The sequence below is a fragment of the Microbispora sp. CA-102843 genome (genome assembly GCF_050936215.1).
Taxonomy (GTDB): domain Bacteria; phylum Actinomycetota; class Actinomycetes; order Streptosporangiales; family Streptosporangiaceae; genus Microbispora.
In genome coordinates, this window is record NZ_JBNJNF010000001.1 from 9459642 (window position 1) to 9473301 (window position 13660).

Consider the following 13660-nt stretch of genomic DNA (forward strand, 5'->3'; position numbering starts at 1 on the left):
GCGCTAGTCAGAACAAGCTGAACTATCTGCAGGATATTGTCGTTGTCGCTTGCGGATGCTAGTAGCGAGAGGATGTCATCGGCGTCGTGAGCACTATCCATGCTCCACTCCTAGCGGCTCGTGCATAACTCGTGGTGAGACTAGTCGCCTGCGCTCAACAGCTTCGCTGGCATTGTTGTTAGCAGCAGCCGCGAAATCGGGAGATAGTTCGAAACCGATGGCCCGGCGCCCCGACTCAATTGCTGCTACTAGGGTGCGACCTGTGCCGGCAAACGGATCGAGCACCAGACCCTCCTCTGGGCAACTACTCTCGATTCGGGGCAGAATCAACGATATCGGAAAGGTTGCCGAGTGCCCATCGCTTCCAGGTGCAGGCTGGACCGTAACCACATCTCTCGAACCCGGTTCCGTTTTAGCGAGATTGTAGTAGTATGAGGCCCGGCCTTGCCTAGGTTTCTGAACAAAGTGGAAAAAGTGTTCGTGTGAGAGGCTCAGGCGGTCGCGCTCAGGGCGGGGAACTGTCTTTGGTTTGGCCCAAATCACATCGTTGCGAAGGATCCATCGATGGTCCTGCATAGCGATCGCCACCCGCGCGGGTATCAAGAGAAGCTGCTTGTCCTGACGATAGCCTCCCGATGGCACCCTTCTTCGCGAGCGCGCCTCACCGTCTAGCCCTTGCCGGCCTGTTGGTCGGATGCTAGACCAACGACCGAAGTAGGTATCTCCTATGTTGAGCCATAGGCTCCCAGCTGGCTTGAGGACTCGTCGTGCCCGCCCCAGAATCTCAACGATGTGAGCGACGTACCAGTCAGGGAAGGGCTCAAGTCCAAGTAATCCCCCGTGGTCTCTGTACCACTCGTAGGAGGGTGGCATGTTGGCACTCTCCCCCTCGGCTAGCCACTCGTCCAATACGCTGACGTTATGGTCTAGGCCATAGTCCCTCAACCCCCAATAGGGTGGCGATGTGAGGATCAAGTCAACTGACTCCGGTTCGAGTCCGGCGAGCAGATCCCATGCATCGCCGACCTGTACAAGCGTCTTGACGCTTGATGGACCGTTGGTAGACATCATCCATTGACCATAGAAGTGCGGCCGCGGCAATTCAAGTGCGGCCGCACTTCTGTGTGCCGTCCCGGGCGCGTTGGACGGGATCGGCCGAAGAGCTGCATGCCCCTCGAGTGCGCGATCGGCGCGCGAGGTAGGTGTGCGTTCGATGGCGGCCCCAGAGCCCCCTCGACCGGCTCCGAGAGGACGAGACCAGCTCTCACCTGCGCAAAGAACACTTTACTATGCGGCTAGCCCGCCAAGTTGAGAGCGAAAATAGGCCGCACCCGGACCCAACTCATGCGTCTCAGTACCCCCAACCAGCACGCTCGGACCGCCGCCCAAAGGTCTGCGAAGTGCTGGCGGTCATCTCCTCGTCGGGCAGGCGTAGCCATGCCGGGCCGGACGCCTGGGGTCAAGCCGTCGTTTGCGTGTACATGCCTCTCGGTGACCTTCCGCGCTCGCTGGTTGTCCTGCTCGCAGTCGACGGCTTGACCTTGGGCGGCCGGTCTGGCATCCCTTCACGGTGGTCGGCGAGGAGGGGACCGCCTCCCACCCGCACCGCCCGGGGCCATCTCCGAGGAGGGCCGGGGGTGCAGGGGGCGGAGCCCCTTGCGGCTCTTCCCTCCGGATGTCTCGGGGGGCTGGATCGCGTCGCCCTGGTCGTCGTCCTGGCTGCGGTGGTCTTCTGCCGTCTGGCGTTCCGTCTCGGTGGCTGAAAGCGCGCGGGCGGCGTCGGCCGGGACCGGCCGAAGAGCCGCAGCCCGGCCGGCTGGCCGACCGGCGCGCGACGCGGGCCGCCGTAGGCGGGCCGCTTCAATAGCGAGAAGAAAAGTAGCTTCCGGCAGCGAGGCCGATGGTCAGCGGAGCGGTTCGGCGGTGGCCCAGATGCGTTCGAGGCTGGTGAGGTAGACGGCTGTGCTGTCTTCGTCCTTGGTGGCCGTTAGGTACAGCACGGGGGCTTGAGCTGCCGGAACGCCGTAGGCGTGGACGTTCACGAGCAGTTCGGCGTCGGCCCGGTAGATGGAGTTGTAGAGGGTCGTGCGGTGGAGGCGGATCTCCACACTGTCGACCTGGTGAAGCGGCCGGTACAGCATGAGAGCGTTGCGTACTCGGGCGGCCATGACATCGGCTCCGATGCCTTCTTCGGCTCCTCGCGCGGCTACCTCCGGGCTGTTGGGGTCGCCCAGGAGGACACGGACCCTTACGCCTGCGCGGGCTCGGCTGGCCAGCAGGCGGATCATGCCGGTGTCCTCGGCGAGGAACAGGCTGCTGTAGGTCAGGATGTCGATCTCGCGGCTCGCGCCCTGGAAGAGTCGGCGCCAAATGGTCTGCGGTACGGCCCACCGGTGGGGGTAGACGGCTCTCACCTCGTGAGAGATGGTTCGCCGCGGTTGGGCGACGTCGGGCCAGAGATCGCCTTCGTCGAGTTGCAGGAGGTCAGCCAGCGCCCAGCGGTGACGCGGGTAGGGGATGCGGCCCTTGAGCCAGCGGTCGACGGTCTTGGGGTCCACTTCGAGAGCGGCGGCGACGTCGACGGTTCCGAGTCTGGCCCGGGCGAGGGCATGGCGCAGGGTGTCGCTCACGGGGGTGTACCTCCTGGGGGCGGCTCTGCCTGGGACGCTAACACAAGACGTCCCCAGACGTCCCTTAGTCGCGGTGTAGAGGTTCCCCTGCTTCGACGGAAGCTCGTTCGGCACGGGCGCGACCGAGCGCCCACCATCAACGCCGGAAGGAGCGCGATCCGGACATGGAACCGATGCGGCCGATCCGCCAGCGACAGCGCGAGTATCAAGAACAGCTCTTAACAGAACTGCGAGATGAGCTCGAACAGCGCGGGATCACGGCAGTCCTGATCGTGGATGAGAAGAACCGGCCCGCCCTGGACGTGACCGATAGCCGGCTGCGGCCCCGCCGGGTCTACGTCCACCTCGCGTTCCTGTGGTTCTACTGGGGAGACCAGCACGACGAACGGGTCTCATGCCTGAAGCTGGGCCCGGCGGCCGACCGGATCGAGAAGGCGGCACGGGACGGCTGGCACGAGGGCGAACAGGGCGAACTCGGCGTCGACCTATCGAAGATTCTCGATGCGCACCGCTCCTGAACGGCGCAAGGCGTGGCTGACCGGGCAGCGCGTCTCGGGCAAGCTGGCCGAGCGGTTGCGCGAGCGGATCCGGGCGGGTGTCTATCCAGCGGGGCGGGTGCTGCCCTCGGAAACAGCTTTGACGGCGGAGTTCCGGGTTGCACGCAACACGGTCCGTCGCGCGCTGCGGGCCTTGGAGGCGGAGGGGTTGATCGTGACAGTCCCGTCGAAGGGGCGGCTCGTACAAGGCACTGATCACCCTGTCGACGCCTCCTACCGTTACCAGGTCATCGCCCGCGAGCTGCGGCGGCGGATCGAGCGGGGCGACCTCGGCCCCGGCGACGTGCTGCCCAGCGAAGCCGAACTCCGGTGGCTGTATGAGGCGTCGCGCAACACGGTGCGGCAGGCGTTCGCGGAGTTGGAGCAGGAGGGGCTGATCGTGTCTCAGCAGGGCAAGGGCCGGTTCGTGCAGCACCAGGAGTGAGACGTCCTGGGACGTCCGGGTTGGAGCTCTAGGTCGGGGCCGCGGAGTGCTTATCGTCTGTCTCATGGGACAAGCCGAGTGGGCGCGTGATCTGGCCGAACGACTCCTTGCCGAGCCGCTCCCTCGGCGCTGGGCACACACGCAGGGTGTGGCGGCGCGGGCCGCTTCGCTGGCCCCGATCCTCGGCGACGAAGCCGACACGCTGACCGCCGCCGCCTACCTGCACGACATCGGCTACTCCCCTGAGCTGGTCGACACCGGGTTTCATCCCCTCGATGGCGCCCGCTACCTGCGCGATGTGGCGGGCGCCGACGAGCGGCTGTGCCGCCTGGTCGCCCATCACTCCTGCGCGGTCAACGAGGCCACAGAACGCGACCTGTATGACGCCTTGACCAGGGAGTTCGCCCCGGAGCGGCGGGAGCTGGCCGATGCGCTGACCTACTGCGACATGACCACCGGCCCCGACGGCCGGCACCTCGACGTGCGTGAACGACTGGCTGAGATCCATTCTCGGTACGGCCCCGATCACCTGGTGAGCCGCTCGATCACCGCATCGACACCGTGCATCCTGGCCGCCGTTCAGGCAATGCAAGGACGGCTTTCACGAGGCACATGACGTGATCGACCACTCCGGCTGGGAGCACTGGAGATACACCTATGGGGCGGCGAGTGATACGCCAGATATCCGGGCCGCCTCGACTTCGCAGACGAGGAAGCGCGGCGGAGTGCCCCAGCGGGATGGACCGTATTCGTGGAGGCGACCGGGGCGATCAGCTATACGCGGCCCTGAAGGATCTTGCTAAGTCGGAGGGCGGTCTCCTGGCGGCCGTCCGGGCTGGCGGTTCTCACTTTGATCCCGCAGTAGTCCCCGCCACGGCAGGGGAACCACAGCTCGCCGTGCGTCTCGTCGTACGTGGCGCCGTCGACGAATCCGCTCACGGGCTGTCCGATCTCGGCCACGGACTCGTACTGGGCCTTGGGCAGCACCGCCGCGAAAATCGCCTCGTTGATTCCGTCCTTGGCGCTCGATGCCGTCCAGACGCATCCGCCAAATGTGTAGTCCTGCTGGCCGCCGTCATGCGGGCCGATCGCCTCAGCGACCTCCTCCTTGGTAAGGAACTTGCAGCTGTCGCTGTTGCCGGAGCCTTCTCCCGCGGGGGCTTCTGCACCGGGAAGACCCACCGAGCTGGAACCATCGGACTCGGCGCCGCCTCCGCAGGCCACGACCAACGCCAGCGCACTGCCAAGAATCGCAATGAGCGTGCACTTCCTGAGAAGCTCCATGAATCGTCCCTTCGCATATGGGGCGTCATGGCGGTGAGAATCGCGCAGGGTCGATAACGACTTCAACACGGCCAGAGCCTCCAGTCACGAGCAGTTGCGTTCTCGGTCCCCTTCACTGTCGCTGCTCATCAACGTTTTTGCACGCCCTACCCGATATGGAGCCGGCCGACATCGGCAAGATAGTGGCCGATCCGCAGGGCCATTGACCGGTCCATCGGCAGCGTCTCCACCTCGGCACGTGGCACCCAGCGGACCTCGGTGGATTCGCTGCTGGGGGTCGGCTCGCCGCTGACGGCGTGAGCGGTGAGGACGATGGAGAACTCTTGGCGGGCCTCGCCGTTGCTGGTGTAGAAGATCACGTGGCGGGGGTCGGTGTAGGTGCCGACGAGGCCGGTGATCTCGCACAGCACGCCGGTCTCTTCAAGGGTCTCCCGTATAGCGGCCTGGGGGAGGGATTCGCCGAGGTCGATGGCACCACCGGGGACGGCCCAGTTGCCGTTGTCGCTACGGCGGATCATGAGAATGTCCCCGGCCTCGTTGGTGACGACGACGTTGACGGACGGGACCAGGCTGTTCGGCTTGGGAGCGTCAGGGTCGTCGTAGTAGTCGATCCGGCGGGCCACGATCACGACCCTACCGGCGTGGCCTGCTTCCACACCCGCTCGAAACTCTCCACGTAGGTGGTGACCATGTCCCCGCCTAAGACCTTGCGCAGGTGCAGGACAGGCGCGTTGCCGGCGGGGACCCCGTACACGTGGGTGTTGACGAGCATCTGATCGTCGCCGCGGTAGATGGAGTTGTACAGCACCGTGCGGTGGAGCCGGATCTCCACCTCGTCCAGGTCGCGGATGGGCCGGTAGAGGACGAGGACGTTGCGGATCTTGGCGGCCATGCCGTCATCGATGCCTTCGTCGGCGCCGCGTTGGGCGACCTCGGGACTGTCGGGGTCACCGAGCAGGATGCGCACCCTCACTCCGGCTGCGGCCTTCTCGCCAAGCATGCGCACGATGCCGGCATCGTCGGCGAGGAACAGGCCGCTGTAGACGAGGATGCCGATCTCGCCCTGGGCCTGGGCGAACAGACGTCCCCAAGCGTCCCGGGGGACGGCCCAGCGGTGCGGGTAGACGGTGACGATCTCACTCTCGGATGCCGACGCCACCTGCTCACGCGTCAACGCCTCGGGCCACAGGTAACTCTCGTCCATCCCCAGGTGGGTAGCGACGGCGTACCTGTGCTTTCGGTACGGCGCGCGGCCTTTGGTTATCCAGCGTTCGACGGTCTTGGGGTCGACCTGGATTGCGGTCGCCAGTTCGGCGATGCTCACCCCGCGTTCCAGAAGGGCCGCGCGTAGTCGCTCGTTGGCCATTTCACCTGCCGCGTCAGGACGTCCAGGGACGTGGCAATCGTAGACGGGACGTCTTGAACATGTCCCGTCGTGTAGTGATCTCGTCCTGCCCTTCCGCCGCACTCTCGGTGTCACAACGCACCACTACCTGCGACGGAAGGAGAACAGACCATGACAGAGACCACGATTGCCCCACCGGAGGAGAGCCCCGACTGCGCCTGCGGCGCGCTCCTGAAGCCCGGACAGATTCACTGCAGCAAGTGCCTCGCCCGTCAGCGCTGGGAGCGGCGCGAGAAGGCCCGGCCCAGGACCGCCCGGCGTCGCTCCATCACCCGCCGTCCCCCTCGCGGCCCGGTCAGCGCCGCCGCCATGGGGGTGATCTGGTCGTGAGCGCGCTGCCTCTGATCATCGCCCTGGCGCTCAGCGCGGTCGTAGCCGTCGGCTTCGTGGCGGTCCTGGTCGGCATCCGGCGAGAGGACAAGGCCATGTTCCGTGGCAGCGCCTCCGGTGATGCGTCGGCACGACTGGCCCGCCACGTGACGGGCTTGAAGGTCCGGAACGGCGGCCCTACGTCTCGGATCGCTGAGACAAGGCCTCTTCGACCCGCGCCAGGCGTTCGGCCAGGTCCTGTACGGCGGTGCGTAGCGCGATGACCTCGCTCGCCAAGTCGCCCGCCGGCCCTGGGTCGGTGTCCGGGACGTCTTCCCGGACGAACACGCCCTTGCCCTGCTGGCCGATGACCAGGCCCTCGGTCCGCAAAATCCCGACCGCCAGCTTCACGACGCTTAGCGAGGCGTCGTACCGGGCGGCGAGTTGGGTGGTCGACGGCAACAGGGAGCCGGGCGGCAGAGATCCGCCGCGGATCTGCTCGCGCAGATCGTCGGCGATCTGGAGGTAACCGGGCCGTCCCGTCTTCTTGACCATCGCCCCTTATCTCAGCACAGCAACACGACCAAGCCAACTGAGAGAACATTGACAACCAAGCCAACCTAGTTAACTATGTTGGCCACGAGGCTAAGGAGGTCCACACATGCGCACCATTCCGATCCCCGTCGACGTGACCAAGCTGCAGTTCGTCTGCGTCCGCGCGCCCCGCCCGCGCGTCCTCAACCAGGACACCGGCGAGATCAAGACCGACAAGAACGGCAACACCGTCTACGAGATCGTCCTGTCGGTGGAGGACGAGTTCGGCCGGATCGAACTCGTCAAGGTCGGCACCTCCGGCGAGCCCCAGGTGGCCGCCGGGCAGGACGTCACTCCGGTCGGCCTGGTCGGCTACGTATGGGAGATGTCCCGGGGCGGCGAGGCCCGCTGGGGCATCAGCTACCGGGCCAGCTCGATCGTCCCGGCGGACGTGACCGCCCATGCGTGACGCCCTGCTGACACTGCTCGCGGGCCTGGCCGCTGCGGCGGCCGGCCTGTGGGCCTGGCGGCACCTGCACTACCGGTCGTACTGGCTGGCAGTCGGTTTCCCGCTGATGGCCGTCACGATCTGGGCGACGTGGCGCAAGGTCGCCCTGGGTTGCGGCCTGACCAAAAAGCGACAGCGCTGGTGGTTCACCGTCGTTCCCGGCGCGATCGCCTCGACCGGGCTCGTGAAGGTACGGCGGCGCTTCCAGCGGGTCGCGGTCGACACCAAGCCCTTCATGTGGCTGCCGTTGCCGACCCGGCACGGCTGGCGCGTCACCGTCCACACCCTCGAAGGGCAGATCCCCGCCGACTACGCCCAGGCCGCCGAAAGACTCGCGCACTCCTGGGGCGTCCACGCCGTACGGGTCTCGTCCCCTCGGCCCGGCCGTGTGGTCCTGGCCGCCACAGTGCGGGACCCGCTCGTCCGGCTCGACCACCTCCCGGCCTCGGGCGAGTTCCTCACTGTCCACGTGGGGCGGCTGGAGACCGGCGAGCTGTGGACGATCGACTTCCGCACGGTGCCGCACTGGATCAACGCGGGCGCCACCCAATCGGGCAAGTCCAACCTCGCCAACGCCCTGCTCGTCGGACTGGCCCCGCAGCCGGTCGCCCTGGTCGGCATCGACCTCAAAGGCGGCGTCGAGTTCACCCCGTACGCACCACGGCTGTCAGCCCTGGCCACCACACGGGCCGAAAGCGTGACCCTGCTGGATGACCTGGTGACGCTCATGGTCGACCGAATGGGGCTGTGCCGGACGGCTGGCGCGCGCAACATCTGGCAACTACCGCCCGGCGTGCGACCGGTCCCGGTCGTGGTGCTGATCGACGAGCTGGCCGAGCTGTACCTGATGGCCGACAAGTCCGAGAAAGACGAGATCGCCCACACCTCCACGGCACTGCTGCGGGTGGCCCAGCTCGGGCGGGCGTTCGGCATCTACCTGTTCTGCTCCGGCCAACGGATCGGCTCCGACCTCGGCCCCGGCGTCACCGCCCTGCGCGCCCAGTGTTCCGGGCGGATCTGCCACCGGGTCAACGACCCGGAGACCGCGACCATGACGCTCGGTGACCTCGACCCCGCCGCCCTGGTCTCCGCCCGCGCGATCCCCGCCGAGACACCCGGCGTCGCGATCGTCGCCAGCCAGGACGGCCAGTGGTACCGCGCCCGCTCCTTCTACGTCGCCGAGCACACTGCCGAACACGCCGCCCGCACCTACGCCCACCTCACCCCGAACTGGGCCGACATCGTCCGACCCGACCGAGACGGGGCTGCCCTGTCCGACCTGCTGTCCGCCTGACCGAGAAAGGGGGTAACGATGCGACGCCTGGCCTCATGGCTACTCGACACCGGGCCGGTCCTCGTCCTGGCCGCCATCGCGGGTGCCGGATCGTTCACCCACATCCGCGACACCGCCACCGACCACGGACAGACCGGCTGGATGTCCTGGGCCGTGGCCATCTGCGTCGACCTCACCTGCGTCATGGCCGCCCGCGAACGCCAACGCGACAAGAAAACCGGCCGCCAGCGCAACGGATGGGTGTCCTGGCCCACACTCGTCCTGGCCGGCGGAATCGTCCTGTCCCTGGCCGCCAACCTCCACCAAGCCGAACCCACCATGTGGGGCTGGCTCACCGCCGCAACCCCCGCCGGGGCGTTCCTCATCGCCGTCTCGATGCTCGAACGCCGCGCCGCTACCCCTCGTCCCGAGCCGTCCGCACCCGTCCTGACCGTCGACGCCGTCCCGTCCTCGCCGTCCCCGGCCCCGGCGCTCGTCCCCGCCGTACAGGACGGGCAGGACGGCGAGCCGGGACCGTCCCCGGCGCTGGTCGACTACGCCCGCCGCGTGGCCGATGAGCACCAGGCCAAGCACGGCAAGCCGATCACTCGCGACCTGCTGCGCGCACGACTGGGCGTGTCCAATCAGCTCGCCTCCGACCTGCTGCGCACCCTGCGCACCGCATCTGAACCCATCGCATGAAAGGAGATCACCACATGACCAACGACGACCACCGGAACGCCCTCATCACCGGGCTCCGCACCCTGGCCGACTTCCTGGACGCCAACCCGGCCGTCCCCGTCCCACGCTCCGTCTACGCCCTGCACTTCCCGCACCGCGCCACGGACGCCGAGATGTGCGCCGAGGTCGACCACATCGCCGAACTGCTCGGCGCTCCGACCAGCCAGGAGTTCGGCCACTACGGCGCTTCGGTCCACTTCGGACCGGTGGAGTACAAGGCCGTGGCCATCCTCGCCGCCCGCCGCGCCCAGTACGAGGCCGATCGCAGCTACGAGGGCTGCATCCAGCCCGACCCCATCCCCCACGAGAACGCGGCCCAAGCCGCTGACCACGAAAGGAGATGACGCCCATGCCGGACAGCGAGCAGGCCCCGCCCGCGACTCCCGTACCGATCACGCCCAAGCGATGGCAGTGCTGCCACTGCGGCGGAGGCGGTCTCGACTCCTACGGCGAGACCTGCCGCCACTGCGACGGGCTCGGCTTCTGCTGAACCCCGTCAGCGCCCCCGGCCTGGCCGTACATCCGCCAAGACAACCGCCAGGTCGAGGGCCATCCCTCCACCCGATCGAGTGAAAGGAGGTCTCCATCTTGCCCGTAACATCCGCCAACGCGCACGCCATCCGCGGCGCCATCACCCGACTCAACAACCCTGACTGCGCCCGCTTCGCCTCCCAAATCCGCCACACGGGCGGCTGCCGACAGCCGATCCACCTGCGCGGCAAGGTCGAACACTGGGACAAGGCCACCCGGACCCTGCTGCACCGCTACAGCACCCGCCTCGAACCCGACGGCATCCTTCGCGTCCCGTGCAAGACACGCCGCGCCTCCCGCTGCCCGGCCTGCGCCGAGACCTACCGCGCCGACACCTACCACCTCATCCGCGCCGGCCTCGTCGGCGGCAAAGGCGTCCCCGCATCGGTGACCGCACACCCGTGCCTGTTCGTCACCCTCACCGCGCCGTCGTTCGGCCCGGTCCACACCCGCAAGCAGCACAACGGGAGCGTCCTGCCCTGCCACCCCCGACGCGACGCCGAGACCTGCCCGCACGGGCGCGTCCTGTCCTGCACCGCCCGGCACGGGAGCGAGGATGAGTGCCTCGGCGAGCCGCTGTGCCCCGACTGCTACGACTACACCGGCTCAGTGCTGTTCAACGCGGTCGCGCCGCTGCTGTGGAAGCGCTTCGCCGACGCCCTTCGCCGGCACCTGGCCAAGCTCGGCGGCCTGACTCTCCGCGACATGCGTGACCAGCTCGTCGTCTCCTTCGCCAAGGTCGCCGAATACCAGCGGCGCGGCGTCGTCCACCTGCACGGCGTGATCCGCCTCGACGGCCCGGCCGGACCCATCTCCCCGCCCCCGGCCTGGGCCACACTCGACCTCCTCGGCCAAGCCGTAGAGCATGCCGCCTCCGTGGTCACAGCCAAGGTGCCCGCGTACGACGGCCACCCGGAACGGGTGCTGTGCTGGGGCACCCAACTCGACGCCCGTCCGATCGACCTGAACGGCGAGCTGACCGACCAGGCCGTAGCAGGCTACGTGGCCAAGTACGCCACCAAGGCCGCCGAATGCGTTGGCACCATCGACCGACGCATCGTCCCCGGCGAGGACCTGGCCGCGCTGCCCGTCCGCGACCACGCCCGACGGCTCATCGCCGAATGCCTCCGCCTCGGCTCCTTCGAGGAACTGGCTGAACTTCGGGTGACCCAGTGGGCTCACATGCTCGGCTTCCGCGGCCACTTCTCCACCCGATCCCGCCGCTACTCCACCACCCTCGGTGACATCCGCACCGACCGTCAAAACCACGCCCGCAACGAGGAGGTCACCACCGGCCGTCTGCCCCTCCTCGACGAGGACACCGTCCTCGTCATCAGTGAATGGGAGTACGTCGGAAAGGGTTACTCCCCAGGTGACGCCCTCGTGGCCGCTCTCACCGCATCCTCGTCAACCGGCGTCGGGGGGAGCGGCTGATGGCGCGGAACGACCAGCTCCTCACCGTTCCTGAGGTGCTTGCTGAACTTGGCGGAGTGTCCCGTCGAACCTTCGCTTCTACCGCTGGCGTGAGCTCGGCCATGCGCCCAAGTGTGTGAAGCTCCCGAACGGCGAGCTCCGCGTCTGGCGAAGCGACCTCGCGGCCTGGCTGGAATCCCTCCGGGAGGCTGCGTGAACACCTCCTATGACGTGAAGCTCTGGGACATCCGGCCGAACCGGACCAGCAAAGCGCCCTCCTACATCGTGCGTTGGAAGGTAGGCCCCAAGGAGAAGTCCAAGGCCTTTCGGACCAAGGCCCTGGCCGAGAGCTTCCTGTCTGACCTCCGTCAAGCGTCTAAGCGTGGTGAGACTTTCGACCTGGAAACGGGGCTTCCCGTCTCCTTGGTGAAGGTCAAGCAGGCCGTCACCTGGTTCGCCTTCGTCCTGGCCTACATCGATATGAAGTGGCCGCACGCTGCGGCGAAAACCCGGGACAGCCTGACTGACGCTCTCGCGACGGTGACGCCCGCCCTCGTCGACGAGGACGCTCCTGGCAAGCCGGATCTGATGGTCCTGAGGGAAGCGCTGCGCCAGTACGTTCTTCCCCCAGCATCTCGGCAACTGGAGCGTCCGGCGGGCATTACGGCGGCTGTCGCGTGGCTCGAACGTCACTCGCTCGCCGTGGCCGACTTGGCGAAGGTTCGAAACGTGCGGCTCGGCCTTAATGCTCTGACGCTTCGGCTCGACGGCGGGGCGGCTGCGGCTACGACGATCGCGCGGAAGCGCTCGGTGTTCTACAACGTCCTGCAGTACGCGGTAGACCTGGAAGAGCTGCCCTCGAACCCGATCGACAAGGTGAAGGCGTGGAAGCCGCCGAAAGTCCGTGAGGTCGTGGATCGGCGGGTAGTGGTCAACCCGGCACAAGCTCGGGAGCTACTCGTGGCGGTGACCTACGCAGGGCGTCTCGACCGTGGCCGGCACCTCCGGGCCTTCTTCGCCTGCCTCTACTTCGCCGGCCTCAGACCCGCCGAAGCGCTCGGCCTCCGCTTGCAGGACTGCCACTTGCCGGAGTCGGGGTGGGGGCGCCTGGTCTTGGCGAAGTCCAAGCCTCAGGCGAACAAGCGATGGACCGACAGTGGTGAGGCACACGACGACCGCGGACTGAAGCACCGCGCACAGGATGAGGGCCGTCCGGTCCCTATCCCGCCGGAACTGGTGGCCATCCTCCGCGAGCACATCGAAGAGTTCGGCATCCACGATGACGGACGCCTGTTCCGTACATCGAGGGGCGGTGTGATCTCCATCGGGACGTACTGCGAGGCGTGGCAGAAGGCACGAACCCTTGCCCTCACGCCGAAACAGGTCGCTTCCCCGCTGGCGGCCCGACCGTACGACCTCCGACACGCTGCCGTCTCGCTGTGGCTCAACGCCGGGGTAGCGGCTCCCGAGGTCGCCGAACGTGCCGGACATGGCGTCGATGTACTGCTCAGGGTCTATGCCAAGTGCATCGATGGTGGTGCTGAGATCTCCAACCGCCGAATCGAGGAAGCTCTGCTCGCCCTTTGACTAAGAGTCAGTGGTTGCGTATGGGTCGAGCTTCACCCTGCCCGACTCGATCTCGGCATGGAGGTCACGATTCCGGTTCTGTGGGGGACAAACAATTACCCATGACTTACCTCGAAATCAAGCAGATCCTCCCGAAATCCGGCACTTGCCGGAGTGACCGCAACGTAGGCACGCATACAGTAAAGGTGGCACGGTCGAGCCTCTTGGTCGAGTCCGATTGCATTGCCACAGGTAGGAGCCTTCGGGAGGTGGTAGCTCGGAGGCCCTAGCGGTCGACGGCGTCGGCGGCTCCATCGGTCAGCAGGGCCGCGGCGCGTGCCTGCTTCTCTCCCGCACCTACAACCCCTTCTTCTCCCCGACCTACAAGGAGAGAAGCAGGTGGATTTCCGTCCGCACTTTCGCAGGCTCTCGCCGCTTTACGAATTTCACCTGGGCGAATGGAGCTGCGGAACCCGTTTCGCGCG

The 13660-nt window shown here is 67.0% G+C and carries 17 protein-coding genes; 11 read left to right on the plus strand and 6 right to left on the minus strand.

Annotation, left to right across the window (positions count from 1 at the left end; all coding sequences use genetic code 11):
- Positions 1–93 precede the first annotated feature (93 nt).
- Positions 94–1071, minus strand: coding sequence for a DNA-methyltransferase (locus ACQEVJ_RS44130; RefSeq protein ID WP_433111477.1), 978 nt, complete (start codon positions 1069–1071; stop codon positions 94–96).
- 833 nt (positions 1072–1904) lie between these two features.
- On the minus strand, positions 1905–2630 hold the full coding sequence (locus ACQEVJ_RS44135) for an XRE family transcriptional regulator (RefSeq protein ID WP_142649214.1): 726 nt from the start codon (positions 2628–2630) through the stop codon (positions 1905–1907).
- A 164-nt stretch (positions 2631–2794) separates the two neighbouring features.
- On the opposite strand from ACQEVJ_RS44135, the gene ACQEVJ_RS44140 reads away from it, so the two are divergent.
- The 3 genes from ACQEVJ_RS44140 to ACQEVJ_RS44150 all read left to right on the plus strand — a co-directional run bounded on the left by ACQEVJ_RS44140 (position 2795) and on the right by ACQEVJ_RS44150 (position 4227).
- Positions 2795–3148, plus strand: coding sequence for a hypothetical protein (locus ACQEVJ_RS44140; protein WP_142649213.1), 354 nt, complete (start codon positions 2795–2797; stop codon positions 3146–3148).
- Complete coding sequence (locus ACQEVJ_RS44145) at positions 3132–3611, plus strand: GntR family transcriptional regulator (RefSeq protein ID WP_142649212.1); 480 nt, start codon at positions 3132–3134, stop codon at positions 3609–3611. Before ACQEVJ_RS44140 ends, ACQEVJ_RS44145 begins: the two co-directional genes overlap by 17 nt.
- Positions 3612–3675: 64 nt before the next feature.
- Positions 3676–4227: an HD domain-containing protein gene (locus ACQEVJ_RS44150; protein WP_433111482.1), complete on the plus strand. Its 552-nt coding sequence runs from the start codon at positions 3676–3678 to the stop codon at positions 4225–4227.
- Positions 4228–4385: 158 nt separating this feature from the next.
- Here the strand turns inward: ACQEVJ_RS44150 and ACQEVJ_RS44155 are convergent, their stop codons facing one another.
- The 3 genes from ACQEVJ_RS44155 to ACQEVJ_RS44165 form a co-directional block, all read right to left on the minus strand.
- Positions 4386–4895, minus strand: a complete 510-nt coding sequence (locus ACQEVJ_RS44155; protein WP_433111485.1) for a hypothetical protein — start codon at positions 4893–4895, stop codon at positions 4386–4388.
- Positions 4896–5041: 146 nt separating this feature from the next.
- Entirely contained in the window at positions 5042–5518 is a 477-nt protein-coding gene (locus ACQEVJ_RS44160) for an NUDIX hydrolase (RefSeq protein ID WP_433111488.1), read from the minus strand.
- A gap of 2 nt (positions 5519–5520) precedes the next feature.
- Complete coding sequence (locus tag ACQEVJ_RS44165; protein WP_433111491.1) at positions 5521–6261, minus strand: XRE family transcriptional regulator; 741 nt, start codon at positions 6259–6261, stop codon at positions 5521–5523.
- A gap of 150 nt (positions 6262–6411) precedes the next feature.
- On the opposite strand from ACQEVJ_RS44165, the gene ACQEVJ_RS44170 reads away from it, so the two are divergent.
- A complete protein-coding gene (locus ACQEVJ_RS44170) occupies positions 6412–6630 on the plus strand; it encodes a hypothetical protein (protein WP_433111494.1) in 219 nt (72 codons plus the stop codon).
- A 177-nt stretch (positions 6631–6807) separates the two neighbouring features.
- On the opposite strand, the gene ACQEVJ_RS44175 is transcribed toward ACQEVJ_RS44170, so the two are convergent.
- Positions 6808–7164, minus strand: a complete 357-nt coding sequence (locus ACQEVJ_RS44175) for a GntR family transcriptional regulator (RefSeq protein WP_433111497.1) — start codon at positions 7162–7164, stop codon at positions 6808–6810.
- Positions 7165–7270: 106 nt separating this feature from the next.
- Between ACQEVJ_RS44175 and ACQEVJ_RS44180 the strand changes: the two genes are divergently transcribed.
- The 7 genes from ACQEVJ_RS44180 to ACQEVJ_RS44210 all read left to right on the plus strand — a co-directional run bounded on the left by ACQEVJ_RS44180 (position 7271) and on the right by ACQEVJ_RS44210 (position 13196).
- Positions 7271–7612 (plus strand): hypothetical protein, encoded by a 342-nt coding sequence (locus tag ACQEVJ_RS44180; RefSeq protein ID WP_433111500.1) that lies wholly within the window; start codon positions 7271–7273, stop codon positions 7610–7612.
- A complete protein-coding gene (locus tag ACQEVJ_RS44185) occupies positions 7605–8945 on the plus strand; it encodes an FtsK/SpoIIIE domain-containing protein (RefSeq protein WP_433111503.1) in 1341 nt (446 codons plus the stop codon). Before ACQEVJ_RS44180 ends, ACQEVJ_RS44185 begins: the two co-directional genes overlap by 8 nt.
- 18 nt (positions 8946–8963) lie before the next feature.
- On the plus strand, positions 8964–9626 hold the full coding sequence (locus tag ACQEVJ_RS44190) for a DUF2637 domain-containing protein (RefSeq protein WP_433111505.1): 663 nt from the start codon (positions 8964–8966) through the stop codon (positions 9624–9626).
- Positions 9627–9640: 14 nt separating this feature from the next.
- The gene (locus ACQEVJ_RS44195; RefSeq protein ID WP_433111508.1) at positions 9641–10009 is read left to right on the plus strand and encodes a hypothetical protein; all 369 of its coding nucleotides are present in this window, start codon (positions 9641–9643) and stop codon (positions 10007–10009) included.
- A gap of 5 nt (positions 10010–10014) precedes the next feature.
- Positions 10015–10155: a hypothetical protein gene (locus ACQEVJ_RS44200; protein WP_433111511.1), complete on the plus strand. Its 141-nt coding sequence runs from the start codon at positions 10015–10017 to the stop codon at positions 10153–10155.
- A gap of 98 nt (positions 10156–10253) precedes the next feature.
- Complete coding sequence (locus ACQEVJ_RS44205) at positions 10254–11630, plus strand: replication initiator (RefSeq protein WP_433111514.1); 1377 nt, start codon at positions 10254–10256, stop codon at positions 11628–11630.
- Between the two features lie 192 nt (positions 11631–11822).
- Positions 11823–13196, plus strand: coding sequence for a tyrosine-type recombinase/integrase (locus ACQEVJ_RS44210; RefSeq protein WP_433111519.1), 1374 nt, complete (start codon positions 11823–11825; stop codon positions 13194–13196).
- Positions 13197–13660 lie beyond the last annotated feature (464 nt).